General features: G+C 57.2%; 19 protein-coding genes. 2 read left to right on the plus strand and 17 right to left on the minus strand.

Annotated features, from left to right (window positions below):
* Positions 1 to 310 precede the first annotated feature (310 nt).
* The 13 genes from ftsH to ruvC all read right to left on the minus strand — a co-directional run bounded on the left by ftsH (position 311) and on the right by ruvC (position 11,996).
* Entirely contained in the window at positions 311 to 2,227 is a 1,917-nt protein-coding gene (ftsH, locus tag ACR0LZ_RS01520; protein ID WP_480747997.1) for an ATP-dependent zinc metalloprotease FtsH, read from the minus strand.
* Positions 2,228 to 2,303: 76 nt separating this feature from the next.
* Entirely contained in the window at positions 2,304 to 3,557 is a 1,254-nt protein-coding gene (tilS, locus tag ACR0LZ_RS01525) for a tRNA lysidine(34) synthetase TilS (RefSeq protein ID WP_480747998.1), read from the minus strand.
* Positions 3,554 to 4,375: a tol-pal system protein YbgF gene (gene ybgF / locus ACR0LZ_RS01530; protein WP_480747999.1), complete on the minus strand. Its 822-nt coding sequence runs from the start codon at positions 4,373 to 4,375 to the stop codon at positions 3,554 to 3,556. Before ybgF ends, tilS begins: the two co-directional genes overlap by 4 nt.
* 5 nt (positions 4,376 to 4,380) lie before the next feature.
* The gene (gene pal / locus ACR0LZ_RS01535; protein ID WP_480748000.1) at positions 4,381 to 4,890 is read right to left on the minus strand and encodes a peptidoglycan-associated lipoprotein Pal; all 510 of its coding nucleotides are present in this window, start codon (positions 4,888 to 4,890) and stop codon (positions 4,381 to 4,383) included.
* 89 nt (positions 4,891 to 4,979) lie between these two features.
* The gene (tolB, locus tag ACR0LZ_RS01540; protein WP_480748001.1) at positions 4,980 to 6,299 is read right to left on the minus strand and encodes a Tol-Pal system beta propeller repeat protein TolB; all 1,320 of its coding nucleotides are present in this window, start codon (positions 6,297 to 6,299) and stop codon (positions 4,980 to 4,982) included.
* Positions 6,296 to 7,432, minus strand: coding sequence for an energy transducer TonB (locus ACR0LZ_RS01545; protein WP_480748002.1), 1,137 nt, complete (start codon positions 7,430 to 7,432; stop codon positions 6,296 to 6,298). The genes tolB and ACR0LZ_RS01545 overlap by 4 nt, the downstream gene beginning before the upstream one ends.
* A gap of 15 nt (positions 7,433 to 7,447) precedes the next feature.
* Entirely contained in the window at positions 7,448 to 7,915 is a 468-nt protein-coding gene (gene tolR, locus ACR0LZ_RS01550) for a protein TolR (RefSeq protein ID WP_480748003.1), read from the minus strand.
* Between the two features lie 3 nt (positions 7,916 to 7,918).
* Positions 7,919 to 8,614, minus strand: coding sequence for a protein TolQ (tolQ, locus tag ACR0LZ_RS01555; protein WP_480748004.1), 696 nt, complete (start codon positions 8,612 to 8,614; stop codon positions 7,919 to 7,921).
* Between the two features lie 109 nt (positions 8,615 to 8,723).
* The gene (gene ybgC, locus ACR0LZ_RS01560; RefSeq protein WP_480748005.1) at positions 8,724 to 9,107 is read right to left on the minus strand and encodes a tol-pal system-associated acyl-CoA thioesterase; all 384 of its coding nucleotides are present in this window, start codon (positions 9,105 to 9,107) and stop codon (positions 8,724 to 8,726) included.
* Positions 9,104 to 9,727 carry a hypothetical protein gene (locus ACR0LZ_RS01565; protein WP_480748006.1) on the minus strand — a complete coding sequence of 208 codons (624 nt, stop codon included), beginning with the start codon at positions 9,725 to 9,727 and terminating at the stop codon, positions 9,104 to 9,106. The genes ybgC and ACR0LZ_RS01565 overlap by 4 nt, the downstream gene beginning before the upstream one ends.
* Before the next feature lie 64 nt (positions 9,728 to 9,791).
* Entirely contained in the window at positions 9,792 to 10,811 is a 1,020-nt protein-coding gene (gene ruvB, locus ACR0LZ_RS01570) for a Holliday junction branch migration DNA helicase RuvB (protein ID WP_480748007.1), read from the minus strand.
* Between the two features lie 7 nt (positions 10,812 to 10,818).
* On the minus strand, positions 10,819 to 11,502 hold the full coding sequence (gene ruvA, locus ACR0LZ_RS01575; RefSeq protein ID WP_480748008.1) for a Holliday junction branch migration protein RuvA: 684 nt from the start codon (positions 11,500 to 11,502) through the stop codon (positions 10,819 to 10,821).
* Complete coding sequence (gene ruvC / locus ACR0LZ_RS01580) at positions 11,499 to 11,996, minus strand: crossover junction endodeoxyribonuclease RuvC (protein ID WP_480748009.1); 498 nt, start codon at positions 11,994 to 11,996, stop codon at positions 11,499 to 11,501. Before ruvC ends, ruvA begins: the two co-directional genes overlap by 4 nt.
* Before the next feature lie 333 nt (positions 11,997 to 12,329).
* On the opposite strand from ruvC, the gene ACR0LZ_RS01585 reads away from it, so the two are divergent.
* Complete coding sequence (locus ACR0LZ_RS01585; RefSeq protein WP_480748010.1) at positions 12,330 to 12,542, plus strand: DUF1127 domain-containing protein; 213 nt, start codon at positions 12,330 to 12,332, stop codon at positions 12,540 to 12,542.
* A 101-nt stretch (positions 12,543 to 12,643) separates the two neighbouring features.
* On the opposite strand, the gene ACR0LZ_RS01590 is transcribed toward ACR0LZ_RS01585, so the two are convergent.
* From ACR0LZ_RS01590 to ACR0LZ_RS01605, 4 genes are all read right to left on the minus strand, one after another.
* On the minus strand, positions 12,644 to 12,988 hold the full coding sequence (locus ACR0LZ_RS01590; RefSeq protein WP_480748011.1) for a hypothetical protein: 345 nt from the start codon (positions 12,986 to 12,988) through the stop codon (positions 12,644 to 12,646).
* 101 nt (positions 12,989 to 13,089) lie between these two features.
* Positions 13,090 to 13,968: a 50S ribosomal protein L11 methyltransferase gene (locus tag ACR0LZ_RS01595; RefSeq protein WP_480748012.1), complete on the minus strand. Its 879-nt coding sequence runs from the start codon at positions 13,966 to 13,968 to the stop codon at positions 13,090 to 13,092.
* Positions 13,968 to 15,362 (minus strand): MATE family efflux transporter, encoded by a 1,395-nt coding sequence (locus tag ACR0LZ_RS01600; protein WP_480748013.1) that lies wholly within the window; start codon positions 15,360 to 15,362, stop codon positions 13,968 to 13,970. The genes ACR0LZ_RS01595 and ACR0LZ_RS01600 overlap by 1 nt, the downstream gene beginning before the upstream one ends.
* A gap of 6 nt (positions 15,363 to 15,368) precedes the next feature.
* Entirely contained in the window at positions 15,369 to 16,601 is a 1,233-nt protein-coding gene (locus ACR0LZ_RS01605) for an MFS transporter (protein WP_480748014.1), read from the minus strand.
* A gap of 127 nt (positions 16,602 to 16,728) precedes the next feature.
* On the opposite strand from ACR0LZ_RS01605, the gene ACR0LZ_RS01610 reads away from it, so the two are divergent.
* Positions 16,729 to 17,790: a YeeE/YedE family protein gene (locus ACR0LZ_RS01610; protein WP_480748015.1), complete on the plus strand. Its 1,062-nt coding sequence runs from the start codon at positions 16,729 to 16,731 to the stop codon at positions 17,788 to 17,790.

Raw genomic sequence — 17,790 nt, forward strand, 5'->3', positions numbered from 1 at the left:
AAAACCGACGCCAAGCGTCGGCGCTGGACAACCCATACCGTTGTGTACAATTGCGCAAGATATGGATTCCGACATAATCACGCTATGAAGCGGCGTATGCTAAAATCTGAGGTTTCAAATCGGAAACGTGATCAGTTTCTGATCGTTCAGTTTTCTTCGAACGGTGTGAGTTGCAGCTCCATTCCGATCGAAACAGTAGAGTAGTTGGTTTCCCATAAATCAGGCAAAACCAAAATTCGCTTCCAAACGATTCGTGGGGTCAAGGACGGTAGAAAAAAACCCGGGATTATCCCCGGGTCTCTCTCATTGATCAAGTTGTAGGTTCCGGCTCCATTCCGCCCTCTGGCGGAGTCTTTTTGGGCTTGGTCTTGGGGATGGCCGTGACGCTGGGCGCGTTCCCCTTATCCGAATCATCGCTTTCATCGTCGCCCTCGTGCGGGGAATCACCATTCATGACCCGCTTGATCTCGTCACCGGTCAGCGTTTCATATTCCAGCAGACCTTGCGCCAGTCTCTCCCAATCCTCTTTCCGTTCACTGAGGATCTCATGAGCCTTTTCATAGCCTTCTTGGATAAAGCGCTTCACCTCTTCCTCGATCAGCTCCTTGGTATGAGCCGACACCGAGAATCCGGCTGTGTTGCCTTGGTATCCCTCATGTGCCTCTGCATAGTCGATATTCCCGACCTTGTCGGACATACCCCAACGCATTACCATGGCGCGCGCCAACTGACTGGCCTGCATGATGTCGCCAGCCGGGCCGTTCGAAACGTGATCCTCGCCGTATTTGATGACTTCGGCGGCTTTGCCCGCCATCGTCATGGCCAGCTTTTGCTTGCATTCGTCCCGGTGATAATTCAGCCGATCCATTTCAGGCAGGGATACGACCATGCCCAATGCGCCCCCACGTGGTATGATCGTCGCTTTGTAAACGGGATCGCACAACGGCAGAGACAGACCGACAACAGCGTGACCGGCTTCGTGATAGGCGGTCTTTTCCTTTTGATCTTGAGTGAGCACCATCGAGCGGCGCTCGGCCCCCATCATCACCTTGTCCTTGGCGTTTTCAAAATCTTCCATGGTGACAAAGCGGCGACCCACGCGCGCGGCCATCAGTGCAGCCTCGTTCACGAGGTTGGCCAGATCCGCACCCGAGAAGCCTGGCGTACCGCGCGCGATGATGCGCAAGTCGACATCGGGGCCCAGCGGCGTCTTGCGTGCGTGCACACCAAGAATCTTTTCACGGCCCTTGATGTCGGGATTGCCAACCGTGACCTGACGGTCGAACCGGCCTGGACGCAACAGCGCAGGGTCCAGAACGTCCTTGCGGTTGGTGGCTGCCAGAATGATCACACCTTCGTTGGCCTCAAACCCGTCCATTTCGACCAGCAACTGGTTGAGCGTTTGTTCGCGCTCGTCATTGCCGCCGCCATACCCGGCGCCACGATGGCGGCCCACAGCGTCAATCTCATCGATAAACACGATACAGGGCGCATTCTTTTTCGCCTGCTCGAACATGTCGCGCACGCGAGACGCACCCACACCAACGAACATTTCGACAAAATCCGAACCCGAGATGGTGAAGAACGGCACGCCCGCCTCACCCGCAATGGCCCGGGCCAGAAGCGTCTTACCGGTACCCGGAGGGCCAACAAGCAGCGCGCCCTTGGGGATCTTGCCACCAAGGCGGCTGAATTTCTGCGGGTTTCGCAGGAATTCGACAATCTCTTCCAGCTCTTCCTTGGCCTCGTCGATACCGGCAACATCGTCAAAGGTCACGCGACCATGCTTTTCGGTCAGCATCTTGGCCTTGGATTTGCCAAAGCCCATCGCGCCACCTTTGCCGCCACCTTGCATCCGGTTCATGAAATAGACCCAGACACCGATCAGCAACAGGAAGGGCAGAAGCGTGATCAGGAATGACTGGAAACCGGATTGCTGCTGTTTTTCCGCACGAACCGGAATGTCCTTGCCGATCAAAAGTTGGGTCACCTCGGCATCACCCGGTTTGATGGTCACATAGTCGCGCCCGTCATTGGTCCGGTATCGGATTTGTTCGCCATCCAGCGTCACGCGGCTTACGTCACCGGCGTCCACGGCAGAGACAAATTCGGAATAGGTCTTTTCATGGCTCTGGAGCGTTCCGCCCGACCCGCTGAACAGGTTGAACAGTGCCAGAATCAGCAGAAAAAGGACGACCCAAAAGGCGATATTACGAGCGTTGCCCAAGGAAATACTCCCAAATCGTTCGGCATTGAAGGAGGTTGCCAGCTAGACCACTAAAATAGAGATGATTGCCGCAGGTTCAATGCGATAAAAGCGATGCATAAAACTCTTCGCCGTTTGCAAGCAATTTCGCCTCCCAGCCGTTGGCAAATCCGGCAAGCGGGGCCGACCGCAATTCCTCACCGCGCCACACGGATGGCGTCGCAAGCAAGGTGGAATACGGGCGACCAACAGCCCTCCAGTCAGGAACCTGCTTCAGTCCTTCGGCACCCAAAGCACGCACTTCAATTCCAACTTCCAGCGGACCAGTGATGTGCCAGCGCCGATCCCAAATTGCATCAATTGAACAAACGCAATCACGGACTGCGTTGTATTCACGACAGAAACGCATGTTTCCGCCGTCCGGTAGAAGTAGGCAACCGCCTAGAACAGCGGTTTTTTCTTCTGCCATGGCCGTCATAATCTGCCGCACCGAAGCTCGGCGTGGAGGATAATCTCCTCCGCCGATCCATCGCACGATCGCGACAATCAATCGCCGCGCAATTTCATCGGGCAACGCTGCAAATCCTTGCCGGTCGACCAGAATATCCCTGTCTGAAATTGTTGTGAGCTTTTCGGCTTCCTTGCGCAAATAATGGTCCAAGGCGTCGCGCGCCTGCGCCATGTTTTGAGCAACTTCGGCCAATACCAGGGGCGTGATCCCCAGTGTTTCAAACTCTGGAAGCGATTTTCGCACCTTGATCCGGTCGAATTGAACGTCCCGATTCGAAGGGTCCTCGACCCATGCCAGATCTTTGCTGCACAGATACTGGCGCAAACGGTTCCGTGTGATCCCTAGCATAGGACGCAAAAACAGTACTCCGCCCTGCTCGCGGACGCGTGACATGGCTGCCAATCCCGAAACGCCCGATGCGCGCCCCAGCCGCATCAGAACCGTTTCCGCCTGATCGTCCGCAGTGTGCCCCAAGGCAATCGCCGTCACCTCATTGCGTTTGGCCCAATCGACTAACAGCCGGTAACGGGCCCGGCGCGCCTGGTCCTGCAAATTCCCGGTTCCATTCCAACCTGTCCAGTGCAGGGTGTCATGGGCAAGCCCCATAGTCTTGGCCAAGGCTGCCACGCCAGCGGCCTCGGCGGCTGAACCCTTGCGCAGGCCGTGATCCACAGTGACGGCAAGCAATTCGGTATTCTCGGCTTTTAGTGCCTCGCTCAAAAGGTTCAGCAACGCAACCGAGTCTCCGCCACCGGACACCGCGACGCCCAGGCGCGTCGGCAAATCGAGTGGCAGCGCGGCCCGGATTTCTTTAGAAAATGTATGGCTGCTCTGCGTCAAGAACAGCCCAGCGCCGCCATCTCCTGGCTGGCGTCCGCCACCGAGATCGATGTCGGAAACCGCACGTTGACTTCACCCAGCGTGATGCAAGCCTGTTCGGTTTGTCCCAAGCGCCCCAGCGCCGCGCCGAGTTCATATAGCGCCTCTGGCGCGAAAGGCCCTTCAGAATCGCCGGTGAAACTGGCCAGATAGGCGCGTGCAGCTTCCCGAGTGTCACCGAGACCTTCCAACGCCTGACCGCGGCGCAGGTGCGCTTCGGACGACAGGGGGCTACCCGGATAATTAAGATCGAAGTCTGTAAGGAGATCGGCCGCCTTCTGAAAATCGCCTTCGGCCAAAGCCTGAGTAGCGGCATCAAATTCGGACCGTTCACCAATTGCCAGTTGCTCACCCACAGAGGTTGGCGGTGCAGGTGCAATGACGGGTGCTGTCTCTCCGCCCGTATCACCGCCCAGCGTGGTCGTCTCACCCAAAGCTCCCAGATCGCCACCTTCCAGTTCGACCAGCCGGAACTCCAAGTCACCTATGCGGTTCGTACCATCGATAACTACGCGGTCAATTCGAGCGTTCAGCTGTTCGGTCTGCTTCGTAATCCGCTGCAACTCAGCCTCGATTGCATCCACGCGCTCCAACACCGAACTGCCCGCCAGATTGGGCGAGGGTGACCCGGTGGTGGAAAACTCGCGCTTGAGCCGCTGGATTTCCACATGGAGAACCGTAAGTTCCTGCCGAATATCCGCAAGTGTCTGCTGATCCTGCCCTCGGGCGACGCCCGCCGTGGAAACAACTGCTGCCAGAACCAAAGCCGCGATGCGCATCGAAATTATCCTGTAGTTGCGCCGGTCAGGACCGTAACAGCCCGGCGGTTCTTGGAATAGCACGCCTCGTCGCTGCAAATCTCAATCGGTCGTTCCTTGCCATAGCTGATAGTTGTCAGGCGGTTGCCCGCAACACCACGCGAGACCAAAAACTCGCGTGCCGCATTGGCACGGCGTGCACCAAGAGCAAGGTTGTATTCACGTGTGCCCTGTTCGTCCGCATGACCTTCGATGATCGCGGTATAGTCAGGGTTGCTCATCAGCCATTCCGCCTGTGCTTGCAGCGTCGCCTGTGCCTCGGGCGACAGAGTCGATTGATCGACCGCAAACAGTACACGATCACCAACGGCTTGCTGGAAATATGCTGGAGAGTGCGGATCACTGACCGATCCCGGCGCCAATACACCACCGGCCCCGCCTGCCCCACCGTTGCCCCATGTTGAAGGGTCGTTGTTGCTGCACGCCGCAAGCAGCGCCACCGCGCCTAGAGCGGCAATTTTGCTCAATACGTTCATTTCCAGTCGCCTCTTGGTTTGTTTGTTGTTTGTCTTTGTTTACCACACTGCCCGCCCCTTGTGAACGAGATCGCGCAGTCGTTATGCCGCTATTTCTGCAAGGGTGACCACGTTGGATCGCTGCCACCATCCGGCGTGCGAACCGCCTTCAGGTTGCGCCCCGAAATATCCACTGAATAAAGCGTTGACCGCCCATCTGCACCCTGCGTTTCCCGCGTGAACATGATTACTCGCCCATTCGGCGCCCATGTCGGCCCTTCATCAAGAAAAGAGGCCGTCAATAGGCGTTCTTCCTTGCCGTCGGTTCGCATTACCCCAATGTGAAAACGGCCTTCATTCTGCTTGGTAAAGGCAATCAGGTCACCGCGCGGGGACCATACCGGTGTTCCATAGCGCCCTGGGCCGAAACTGATCCGCGTGGCATCGCCGCCAGCGGCTGACATAATATACAGTTGCGGCGAACCCGAGCGGTCGCTTTCGAATACGATCCGGCTGCCATCCGGAGAATAACTGGGCGCGGTTTCAATCGATGGAGCGCTGGTGAGCCGGGCACTGTTACCCGAGGCAACGTCCATCTTCCAAAGATCAGTATTTCCGCCTTGGGACAGAGAATACAGAACTGTGCCGCCATCGGGAGAGAACCTTGGGGCAAAGCTCATTGTCCCTTCTTGAGTTGGCAGCACCCTTCGCTGCACACTGCCAATATCCAGCACATAGATGCGCGGTGCGCCGCTTTCATAACTTGTGTATAACAACCGATCTCCAGACGATGAAAATCGCGGGGCCAGAACAATCGCGGCGCTATCGGTCAGGTACTGAACATTGGCGCCATCATAGTCCATGATTGCCAAGCGCTTGCGGCGCTGGTCTTTGGGGCCGCTTTCCGAAACAAAGGCAACGCGGCTGTCAAAATAGGCCCCTTCACCGGTGATACGGCTGTAGACCTGATCGGCGACCTTGTGTGCCATACGCCGCCAGCCGTCCGAGGTGCCGGTGAATTGCAGACCGTCGCCGAGTTCTGCACCGGAAAACACATCCCAGACCCGGAACCGGACGGTCAGACGATTCCCCGAGACATTGACCGCACCGGTTACCAGCGCCTGTGCGTTGATCGCCTTCCAATCCGCGAACTGGACAGGGGCCTCGAAACTGCTCACCCGGCTGATAAAAGCGTCCGCTGAAATTTCGCGAAACAGTCCTGTTCCACTGAGATCTGCAGCCACGACCCGTGCAATCTGCGACGCATACTCCACCGCCGCCGCGTTGTCGGGCACAAAATCTGGAATCGCGTAAGGCAATGGTTCGATCACACCTTCCGTGATCTCGATCCGCAACGGCTGGTTCTGTGCAAGTGCGGGCATGGCGAGCACCGCCGCACCCAGTAGGAGGCTCGTCAGGAATTTCATCATTTGATCCGCATCCTCTCGGGGTTGAATGTAATCTCGATACTCTGCCACTGGCCATATTTATCGGCAGGCAGGTTGTAACCTTTTGCACCGCATCGAATGATCGCGCGACGCGCCGCCTCGAAAGCCTGCTGCGCGGCTCCGGTCGATCCGCCGGAACTTTCAAGTAGGCGAATGCTGTTGGCGACAGGTTTACCATCCTGTTGCATGGCCACTGATACAATCACTGTTGTTTTCAGCGCTTCTGTCGACAGGGACCCGACGTTCCAGCAATTCGAAACCGCGATGCGCAGAGCATCCTTCTCTCCGCCGGTCAGCGGCGGGCCGCTCGGTGCAGGGGCACCGTCCTGTCCGCTTGCCAAAGCTTCCTTCAATGCATCCTCGACCGCAGAGTCGCTGCTCGCAGTTGAATCCGTATTCGTCGACGAGGACTCTGGTTTGGCTTCGGGCTTTTGCTCCGCTTCAGCGACCTGCTCGGGCTTGGGCGCTTGCGGGCGCCTCGACGCCGGGCGCGGAGACCGGTCAGGGGCAAGCTCCTTGCTTTGCTCCGCTTCGGTCACGATTTGATCCGTCGCCTCCTCCTGGGCGGTTTGCTCCTGCTGCTCTTGCTGTTCTTCCGCACCTTCATCCTGCGCAACAGGCGGGGTTTCCACATCGTCAGGCGTCACGTCCGGCAGTGGCGGCGCAACTGGCTGTGGAGCGACCTTGTCGGCCGGGCGCGGCTTTGGCTTTTTCCCCGGCGGGACTGGTAGGGCGACAACCTCTGGCTCGGGCTGCTGCAAAGTTGGAAGCTCCTCAGATACTTCGGGATCAGGTGTCGGCAGAACCGGCTCAGGCGCTGTTTCTGCCTGGGGCTCCGGCGGCGTTTCTGGTTCAGGGCGGGGCAGTTCGCCTTCGACCTGCTCCGGAGCGGAAGGTTTGTCATCTGGCACGTCGGGCTGTTGAAGGGCCGCAAGTGAATCCGACACTTCAGGTGCCTCTTGTGGAGCGGTCAAGGCCGCGAACTCCTCAGCCGAGATCACGGAAACATCCTGAACTTCGAATGGCAATGGCTCGGAACGGAAGGTGCCGCCGAACAAGGCCCATCCGATCAGAATCACATGAGCGACGCCAGAGATCTTGGTACCGGTTTGCAAACCGCGTCCTCACTCTCAACCGTCATCCAGCGTCGGCCCGCCGGTATCCGTCACGAGGCCGACATTCGAAAAACCACCCGCATTCAACGCCCCCATGACTTCCATCACCTGCGCATAAGGAATGGCACCATCCGCGCGCAAGAACACCTTGTCGCTCGACCGCTCTGCCGCAATAGCGCGCAGTTTTCCAATCAATTCCTCGCGGACGACATCCGTCGTCTGAATCTGCACACTACCATCTGCGGTCATTGTTACAGTCAGCGGCTCTTCGGTGTCGCTTGGCAGTGCCGTTGCTGCCGTTTTCGGCAAATCTACCGGCACGCCGACCGTCAACAGCGGCGCCGCCACCATAAAAATTATAAGCAACACGAGCATCACATCCACGAAGGGTGTGACGTTAATCTCGGACATCGGCCGTACACTTCCGCGCCGGCGGCCACGCCGACGCCCTGTGCCACTTTTTTGCTGAACAGCAGCTCCCATGGCTCAGGTGTCCAGCTGACGTGACAGGATGGTTGCGAACTCGTCAGCAAAGGCCTCGTAGCCAGAAACGATCCGGTCGCTGTCGGCGCTTAGTTTGTTATAGAAGATCACCGCCGGAATGGCCGCCAGCAGGCCAAAACCCGTAGCCATCAGCGCTTCGGCAATCCCAGGCGCGACCACGGCCAGGTTAGTATTCTGCTGTTCGGCAATCTCGATAAAGGCGTTCATGATGCCCCAGACAGTTCCGAACAGGCCGATAAACGGAGCAGTCGAACCGACAGTGGCAAGAATTGGCAACCCCTTTTGCAGTGTTTCTGACTCCTTGGCGATCGCAACATCCATTGATCGGTCGATGCGCGCCTGTGCGCCCGCTATCATCCCGCCATCATTGCGATGAGAGCGGCGCCATTCGATCATCCCGGCGGCAAATATCTTTTCTGAACTGCCGTCCGGTTGCGGTCCTGTCTGATCAAAAAGTTCGTCGAGCGGATTGCCTGACCAGAAGGCTTCGTCGAAGTCCTCTGCTTCCGCCCGAGCTTTTCGGTAGTTGATCAGTTTCTGAATGATGATGGCCCACGACCAGAAGGACGCGAAGATCAACATCAACATCACCAGTTTCACGACAAAAGTTGCGCGGGCAAACAGCCCCCACATGGAGAAATCGATCTCCTGCGCCAGCGCCAGCGTCTCAGCTTCCATGAACCTGCTCTTTTTCTGCCTGAAGGGCCATTGGTTCGGCCTTGTTTTGGCGAACGCTAGCGTAGATCGGAATGAAATGCCAACAATACCACCTCTGTAGCAAAAAATGTTACAGCAATGCGCGAATCTCTGCCGGTAGGCGTACGGGCTTTCCAGCCGTATTCATGCAGACCGCTGTAACCATGGCCCGGAACACCTCTGTTTCGCCGCGCTTGACCGATTGGGACATGGTCAAGCGGACACCGGACAACGAAATCATTTCGGTCTCGACAACCAGTTCATCCTCAAATTTCGCCGTGGAAATATAGTCAGCCTCGATCCGACGCACGACCCAGACAATGCCCGCATCCCGCATGGCATTCTGGTCATTGCCCAACTGACGCACCCAGTCCGAGCGGGCCCGTTCAATGAACCGCAGATAGTTGGCGTGATAGACAATGCCCCCCATGTCGGTATCTTCATAGTAAACCCGGACAGGAAAGACATGCGTCATAGCGTTTGCTCTAGGCGGGCAAACAATCTCAGCGCATGGGAGCTGTCCCGCGCCGCCCCCGGCAAGACCGGATCATAAGCGGCCCGGATCAACGCGGCAACGTCGGGCCTCAGGATCGTTGCGTCACCCGCGATGGCCAGAGGGGACTGCACACGAAAGGCTGTGTCGGACCACAACAGAATCGTCTGCACCACTTGGTTCAAAGCAAGTGTTTCGGCAGGGATGTCGGACAATTTCTTGTCCATACGCAAAAATACAAATGCAGCCTTGATTGCACCGTCTTCTTCGAACCTAAACACCCGGTATTGGTTGGCCTCTGCCGTAACCAGCCGGTCGATTAGCAGTTTCAAATCGGGGATCAGCCGATCAAGATCCGGCACTTCAAGCAACTCTTCCCACTCGCGGAAGAAGAACACCATGCAATTGGCACCCAATTCCGGATCCGTCTCGGCCATTTTGTGACCGGCCAACGCCACGACAGCCTCGAACGCACCCTTTACGACCGACAGGGTCTGGGCCTCGATCCCAAAAACGATCGGAACGATCGGGCGTCCCCAACGGGCAAACAGAAATTCACCGCTTTCGCGCGTGAACAGGTTTTCGACGTCTTCTGGTGTCACAAGTACAACTTCTTATTTTCGGAATTACTCCCGCCGGAGGCATAATACATTGTGGCACAATGCTTCAACCAAAGAGGTCGCTTTGCCGCTTTGGCATCGGCATCCCCAGATGCGCCCAGGCCTTTTGAGCCAACATCCGCCCGCGCGGGGTTCGTTGGATCAGCCCTTGCTGCAAAAGGAATGGCTCGATCACTTCTTCCAACGAATCGCGGCTTTCCGAAAGCGCCGCTGATAGGGTTTCAATACCCACCGGGCCGCCGGAATAATTCTCGGCTATCAGCTTGAGATACCTTCGATCCGCTCCGTCCAGACCCAGATTATCCACACCAAGCCGGGTCAACGCCCCATCCGCCAGGTCGCGAGTGATCCGCCCGTCGCCTTCGACAACGGCAAAATCCACAACGCGACGCAGCAGGCGACCAGCAATCCTGGGCGTTCCGCGCGACCGCCGCGCAATCTCGCGCGCGCCGTCATGATCCGCAGGTGCGCCCAGTTTTCTGGCATTCCGTGTGACGATTTCGTGCAACTCGTCCACCGTGTAAAACTGCAGCCGCGTGGGGATTCCGAACCGGTCGCGCAGGGGGGTCGTCAACAAACCCATCCGCGTTGTCGCCCCGACCAGTGTAAACGGCTGCAACTCGATCCGCACAGTGCGCGCAGCTGGACCTTCACCGATCACTAGATCGAGTTCAAAGTCCTCCATCGCGGGATAAAGCACCTCTTCGACCGTCGGGTTGAGGCGATGAATTTCGTCAATGAACAGTACGTCGCGCTGTTCCAGATTGGTGAGGATTGCCGCCAGATCCCCCGCCTTGGCTAGAACCGGCCCCGAGGTCATGCGGAAATTCACCCCCAATTCGCGCGCAACGATCTGCGCTAGTGTCGTCTTTCCCAGCCCTGGGGGGCCGTGAAACAGGGTGTGGTCCATAGCCTCACCCCGCTGGCGAGCGGACTGAATGAACACGCGCAGATTGGCGCGCGCCTCGGCCTGACCGATGAATTCATCCAATCCCTGCGGGCGAAGGGCGCGGTCATTGTCCTCGGGCAAAGGCTCTGGGCGAAGAGTTGGATCAGCATCGACCATCAATCAGTCACCCTTTCGGAGCCAGAAGTTTCAGCGCAGCGCGGATCAGTTCCGCCTCCCCTGCATCCGAATTGTTCGCTGCAGCCTCAGCGACGGCGGCGGCGGCTTCTGACGGTCCATACCCGAGATTGGATAAGGCAGACAATGCCCCAGCGGTCGCTGCCGCGGCACCAACGGGCTGCTTTGGCAGTTTTTTCCCTGCCGGTGCAGGCTCGGCAATAGTCGGCTCGACTACTTCAGCAAAGGGTCCGTCCATCGCATCAACAACGGTCCCGCCCATAGCCATTACACCTGGGGCCTTGTCTTTCAGGTCCAAGACGATCCTTTGCGCCGTCTTCGGACCGACACCCTTGGCCGCCTTGACCGATGCCCAATCTCCAAGTGCGATTGCCCGGCTGACGCCATCCGGCCCCAAGGCTCCGAGAATGGCGAGCGAGACCTTGGCGCCGACGCCTTGAACCGAACACAACAAACGATGCCATTCCTTTTCGACCAAGGACATGAAACCATAAAGCTGCATCAGGTCTTCCCGCACCACCATATCGGTATAAAGAGCGACCGCTTCACCCGCTCCGGGCAGCGCCGCCATGGTCCGGTCGGAGCAGTAGACAATGTATCCGACACCGCGCACGTCGATCAAAATGTGATCCGCAGCCCGATAACCCAGCCGCCCCGTCAATTTTCCAATCATCCCCGCACCTTTTTCAACCGCACCGGTTGCGTCTTGCCGTAATAGGCGTGACAAATAGCAATAGCCAGCGCATCCGCTGCATCCGCACCTTTGGGCTGGCATCCGGGCAGTTGCAGTTTGACCATGTGCAAGACCTGTTCCTTTTCAGCATGCCCGACACCCACGACGGTCTTTTTCACCCGGTTCGGCGCATATTCCCCGACCGGCAACCCCGCTTGGGCCAAGGTGAGCAATGCCACACCTCGCGCCTGACCCAACTTCAGCGTTCCGGCCCCATCCTTGTTCACGAAAGTCTGTTCGATGGCGGCCTGATCGGGTGCATGGGCCGCAATCACCTCGACGATCTGATTATGAAGCGACAACAGCCTTTCACCCAGATCATCACCGTCGGAATGACACAGCCCATTCGCTACGTGGCTAAGACGACTGCCATGTGATTCGATGACGCCCCATCCCAGGGTACGCAGCCCCGGATCAATCCCCAGAATTCGCATATTCCGCCTCGGCCCGCTCGGGTTATTGATGCCTTTTTACCCCACTAGCACGAAACAAGAACATTCTCCAAGAAGTTTGCGTTCACGCACAAAAACGACATTGATGCCACACTCACGACTTCGGTGCTCAAATTCGACTTTTTGCGGTCTGGTTTCGACACACTGAAAGGGCGAAATTCACCAATGTTTCAAGGCTGTTTCACAGCATCAGACCATTGCAGAAACTGCATAGGACACATGCATTTTTCGCGCTTGTGGATACACTCTTACCTCACTAGATGCCCGGCAGATCGAAACAACGTACGATTCATTCTAGATAGAAGGAAACAGGATATGGCTGCACTGGACACCACCCGCACCACCACTGGCTCGTTCGGCCTCGTTGGCCGTATCGGCGAGCTTTTCGCAATGGTCATCAACACCTTTGTCGAATGGAATGACGCCCGCGTCACCCGTGACGCACTTTCCGGGCTGTCGGATCGTGAATTGGAAGATATCGGCATGTGCCGTGGCGACATTGATCTTGTTGCCAATGGTAAGCGCTAAGCCTGCCGCTCACATCCCGCCCCATTCTTCTCCCTCGGGGGCAAAACGAAAACGCCGCGTATTCTCCCAGACGCGGCGTTTTTCATTACTGGTCGCTGAATTTAGCGCAAAATCGACCCCAATTGAGTTGCAATCAATTCGGTGATGGGCTCGACCTGCATCACCCACGCACCAGCCTTCTCCACCGAAGTACCTTCGCTCAGACGCTCGACCCGGTCGCTGTATGATGCGTGCCCCAAGGCGGCCAAAAGAAAAGCCTTGAACACGAAAAAAGCGACCCCGAACATCACCAGCACTCGAAGCGGCAGCGCCGAGCGGACTCTGTGCGGTTTCATTACAATCAAACCATCCGAGCGCATTCTCGCAAAATAGCCGCGCGACATGGCTTGGTGCTTTTTATTCAAGCGCCTTACTCGTTGATCGAACTCCATTGGTTTATCAACCATTGCAGCCTCCGGGACTTCGCCCTCCTGTCCTCTAAGAGGTCAGGCTAGGCGCGAAATGCGCCGAAAGCATGGCGAAAACCGAAAAAACCCCGCAAACAGGCCTACTTTGCGCCATTTTTTGCTAAAGTGAGCGTCGTCCACTCACCAATTTCTTCTTTTTCCACTAAATTGGTTCCATTTTCGATATAGACGGACGCCACATCTTGTGCCTGTTCATTCAAAATACCCGATAATATGGCGTATCCTCCTGGCTGAAGGTTCTCCACAAGATCAGGCGCCAACGCGACTAGAGGACCTTTGAGGATATTGGCAAAAATCAACTCATAAGGCCCCACTGCCTTGAGTTCCGGATGGTCAAACCCGGCCGCCTCAAGGCACCGAACACTTCCCTCCATCCCGTTCGCGCGAAGATTCGCCTTGGCCACATCAACCGCGACTTCATCAATATCGCTGGCAAGAAAATCTCCGGACCAAACACGTGCCGCGGCCATAGCCAGAACAGCGGTCCCGCATCCGATGTCTGCGACCTTTGACGCTTCAAAGCCGTTTTCGACCAAGCGATCCAGCGCCCGCAAGCAACCGAGGGTTGTTCCGTGATGACCGGTTCCAAAGGCCATTGCCGCCTCGATCAACAGCGGAATGCTGCCGTCCGGCACCTTGTCGGCATCATGGCTGCCGTAGACAAAGAACCGCCCTGCCTCGACCGGGGCAAGTTCCCGGCGGACATGTGCAACCCAGTCAGTTTCGGGAAGCTCTGAAACAACAAAGGGATTTGCCCCGAACGCAGCCGATAGAAGCGCCAAGGCAGCAACATCTGGCTCTTCGGTAAAATACCCGCCAATCTCCCAAAGCCCCGATCCATCCTCGACTTCGAACACACCGACACCGGTCGGTTCGGGCTGCAGCCGCTCCATCGCCACGCCAAGCTCTTCGGCTGCGGTTTTGCCGATCAATGTGGTCAATGCGGTATATGTGGGCATCAGCGTCTCCTGAATCTGTCTGCATGCGCGTAAGACCGTGGTGGTTCGAGGTCAAGGTTTGGCAATTTTTCCCGACCCAGCGACACTGTGAATCTCCACCCCCATGCAGCAGCACCGATTCCCACCAAGAAACTGCACAAAGCCTGTGCGTAAATGACCCCTGACGAGCCATAGATCGAAGCCAGCCAAAGGGCGGCTGGCAAGGTCAGCACCATATCCCTTGTCCAGTTCGTCAGAGTTGCACGTCTGGGTCGCCCCAGGACGTTGAACGCCGCATTCGAGACGAACAACATCGAAGCAAATACGAAACCACCTGCTCCCACATGGGTGAAAGCCTGAAGAACACCCTGCGCAGCCGCAGGCAGTTCAAACCATCTGGCAATGACCGGACTTGCCGAAATCAAAACAACCCACATCACCAGCGTATACCCCAGACCGAATAGGATCGAGTCGCGATAGGTACTGTAGACCCGGTCATAGTACCGTGCCCCATAATTCTGACCAAAGATGCCACCGATCGCGCCTGCCAGAGAAAAGATGCCGCCGAAAGCGACCACCGTAAGCCGACCCACAACTGCCCACCCGGCCATGGCCTGGTCGCCGAACTGGGCCATGACCGACGTCAGTATGTAGTTGCCGGTCGGCGCCGCCAGTTGGGTCAGGATTGCAGGTATGGCGATCAGAAGGTAGGGGCGGGTTGTGCCTAGGCAATCACGCCACCTGAAACGTGCCAGAAGATCGTTCGAAATGGTCGCAAAATAGAGCGCCATGCCGAGCATTACGAACCGGAACAGAACCACTCCGGCGGCAGCGCCATCCAACCCCAACCCCAGACCATAGATCAGAATGGGGTCGATGATCATCGCAACGCCGCCGGACGCCAGAGTGACAGACATCGAACGCACGGCATCACCCTCTGCCCGCAACGCACCATTGGCGATCATCCCCGCGGCCATGATGCCCAAAGACGGCACGGTCATTGCCAGATAACGCGCTGCCAGTGCGGCTGTTTCGCCTTCGGCCCCGGACATGGCAACGATCTGGTGGCGGAACAACAGAATACCGAACCCTGTGACACTCTGGATCAAGAATGCCAAGGCCATCGTGCTGGTAGCTTGACGCCGCGCCAGCCCGCGCCGACCCTGCCCGATCCGGCGCGAAATCAGCGCGGTGGCCGCAATCATCAATCCGATACCAACGCTGACTGACAGAAACTGGATTGCGAAAGCAAAGCCGATCGCGGCCATCAAACGAGGCTGGTCGAGTTTGGAAATCCAAAACAGATTGGCCGCATCTACCAGAAAGACAAATGTGATCCCGGCGGCACCTGCCAGAGTCATGCGCGCCACATGCCCCAACGTCGATCCGCTCAGGAACCGCCTTTTGTCAGACATCAGGCCTCACTCCGCCGGAGCCGGAGCATATTTTGAGAGAACCGTCTCGTTACCTGGTTCGGGATGGCGTGGGATCAACAGCGACAGGCCAAGCGATACCAGCGCCATCAAAGCGGCCAATCCGAATACCGCACCCGGAGACACCACCCACAAAAGACCCAGAAGCGCCGGCAGGAACACCGCTGCGATGTGGTTGATGGTAAAGGCAACTGCGGCAGTTGGCGCTATATCGGCGGGGTCGGCAATTTTCTGAAAGTAGGTCTTGAGCGCCAACGCCAGAGCGAACAAAACATGGTCGATCACGTAAAGGACGGCAGCCAGAACCACACCCCAACCGAACCAATAGATACCGCCGTAAGCTGCAAAGACCGTTGCCAAACCCAGGTATTCAAAAATCAAGGTTCGGCGTTCGCCGAACAACGCTACAGCCTTTCCCAGCATCGGAGCGACGGAGATATTGATCAGCAGGTTGATTAGGTACAGCCCGGTCAGTTCATGTACGTCGAAACCGAATTTTTCGACCATCATGAACCCGGCGAACACGATGAATATCTGCCGCCGCGCTCCAGCCATGAACTGCAACGCGTAGTACAGCCAGTACCGACGGCGTAGTATCAGCTTTTTTGTTTGTGGAGTGGGGGAGTCGAACTGTGGAAACGCCACAAGACAAAATAGCGCCATAATCGCGGTCATCCCGCCCGCGGCCATGAAAACCGTATTGTAGGACAAATCGAAACGATTCCAGGTCAGAACGATCAGGCCATACACGATCAAAGTTGCGGTGGAGCCTGTCGCCACCAGCCATCCCAAAACCTGCGGAGCTCGGTCTTTGGGCAACCATTGCAGTTGCAGCGACTGGTTGACCGTTTCGTAATAGTGAAAGCCGATCGAACTGAAGAGCGTTACGAACAGCAATCCTCCCAGGCTTGGGAACCATGCCGTCACCGCAGTTGCAGCACCCAAAAGCACAAGCGAGATCATCGCCAGCACCTGTTCGCGGATCACCATGATCACAGCGATTACCCCGATGGCCAGAAAACCCGGGATTTCACGCACCGTGTGCAACAACCCGATGTCGGCACCATCAAAATTCGCCGCCTCAATGACAAAATTGTTCAGCAGTGCGCTCCACGCGTTAAACGCGATCGGCATGGTCATGGCCATGACAAACAACAAGGTGACCGGGCGGCGCCAGAAAGGCAGATCGCGCGCATCTGACAAGGGGACGGGTTGCAGCATGAGATGTCCTCTACGCCCAATATGTCACCTTGGCGAGAGAAAACCTGGTTGCGCACATCTGATCTGCATCAATGCAGAGAATTGAATATCTACTTAGTTCTCATCCAAGCATGCGATGGAGTTTGCCATGGACCTTGTCAGCGTCGTCGAGCGGATCGGCGAAGCCCCAACCGCCGCTCTGTTCGGTCTGATTACCGGAATAACTTTTGGTGTCGCAGCGCAGCGTTCGCGATTCTGCCTGCGAGCCGCAACAGTCGAATTCGCCAGAGGACGGATTGAGGACAAGATTGCAGTCTGGTTCCTTACATTTTCGACGGCGGTCGTCTGGGTCCAATCCGCACAATTACTGGGTTTGATGGAGTCGGCCGACGCGCGCATGATGGCCGTTCCCGGCAGTTGGTCCGGAGCGATCATAGGCGGGCTTTTGTTTGGCGCCGGGATGGTTTTGGCTCGTGGGTGCTCGGGTCGTTTGCTGGTTCTGGCCGCAACAGGAAATTTGCGTTCAGTGGTTTCAGGGCTGATCTTTGCGGTTGTCGCCCAAATGACCCTGACCGGCATACTTTCCCCGCTCCGCGATCAGCTGGCCAGTTTGTGGATCACTGACGGCGGTCGCAATATGGACATGCTGACCGCGCTGGGGTTACCGCAATACGGTGGATTGATGCTTGGTGTGGCAATTGCACTTGTCGCATTGGCGCTATCGATCCGGCAAAAGATCGGTGTGTCCCGGTTGATCTTTGCGTCGGGAGTAGGGTTTTCAGTTGCTCTGGGCTGGGTACTGACCTACTCGCTTGCGCAAGTTGCATTTGAACCCGTGCAAATCGAAAGTGCGACATTCACCGGACCTTCGGCACATACGCTGATGTTTTTTCTTGAACGCGATGCGGTCCTGGAATTCGACGTTGGCCTGGTTCCTGGCGTTTTCATCGGTGCAATGCTGGCCGCATGGCTGGCTGGCGAAATGCGGTTTCAGGCATTTGATGACGCTTTGACCATGCGCAAGGCGATGATCGGCGCCGCCTTGATGGGCTTTGGCGGAATGCTGGCCGGGGGCTGCGCCATCGGTGCGGGCGTTACCGGGGGATCGATCTTTGCCGGAACCGCATGGCTGGCCTTGTTCTGCATGTGGGTCGGGGCCATGGCGACCGACATGCTTGTCGATCAGAAATCCGGGACGGTGCCGATCTGA

It is taken from the genome of Ruegeria sp. CI1 (assembly GCF_056536925.1).

Excerpts from the sequence above, each read along its gene's own strand:
- ybgF (WP_480747999.1), bottom strand. The coding sequence starts at position 4,375 with ATGCGCATCGCGGCTTTGGTTCTGGCAGCAGTTGTTTCCACGGCGGGC.
- pal (WP_480748000.1), bottom strand. The coding sequence starts at position 4,890 with ATGAACGTATTGAGCAAAATTGCCGCTCTAGGCGCGGTGGCGCTGCTT.
- tolB (WP_480748001.1), bottom strand. The coding sequence starts at position 6,299 with ATGATGAAATTCCTGACGAGCCTCCTACTGGGTGCGGCGGTGCTCGCC.
- tolR (WP_480748003.1), bottom strand. The coding sequence starts at position 7,915 with ATGGGAGCTGCTGTTCAGCAAAAAAGTGGCACAGGGCGTCGGCGTGGC.
- tolQ (WP_480748004.1), bottom strand. The coding sequence starts at position 8,614 with ATGGAAGCTGAGACGCTGGCGCTGGCGCAGGAGATCGATTTCTCCATG.
- ybgC (WP_480748005.1), bottom strand. The coding sequence starts at position 9,107 with ATGACGCATGTCTTTCCTGTCCGGGTTTACTATGAAGATACCGACATG.
- ruvB (WP_480748007.1), bottom strand. The coding sequence starts at position 10,811 with ATGGTCGATGCTGATCCAACTCTTCGCCCAGAGCCTTTGCCCGAGGAC.
- ruvA (WP_480748008.1), bottom strand. The coding sequence starts at position 11,502 with ATGATTGGAAAATTGACGGGGCGGCTGGGTTATCGGGCTGCGGATCAC.
- ruvC (WP_480748009.1), bottom strand. The coding sequence starts at position 11,996 with ATGCGAATTCTGGGGATTGATCCGGGGCTGCGTACCCTGGGATGGGGC.
- ACR0LZ_RS01585 (WP_480748010.1), top strand. The coding sequence starts at position 12,330 with ATGGCTGCACTGGACACCACCCGCACCACCACTGGCTCGTTCGGCCTC.
- ACR0LZ_RS01590 (WP_480748011.1), bottom strand. The coding sequence starts at position 12,988 with ATGGTTGATAAACCAATGGAGTTCGATCAACGAGTAAGGCGCTTGAAT.
- ACR0LZ_RS01595 (WP_480748012.1), bottom strand. The coding sequence starts at position 13,968 with ATGCCCACATATACCGCATTGACCACATTGATCGGCAAAACCGCAGCC.
- ACR0LZ_RS01600 (WP_480748013.1), bottom strand. The coding sequence starts at position 15,362 with ATGTCTGACAAAAGGCGGTTCCTGAGCGGATCGACGTTGGGGCATGTG.
- ACR0LZ_RS01605 (WP_480748014.1), bottom strand. The coding sequence starts at position 16,601 with ATGCTGCAACCCGTCCCCTTGTCAGATGCGCGCGATCTGCCTTTCTGG.
- ACR0LZ_RS01610 (WP_480748015.1), top strand. The coding sequence starts at position 16,729 with ATGGACCTTGTCAGCGTCGTCGAGCGGATCGGCGAAGCCCCAACCGCC.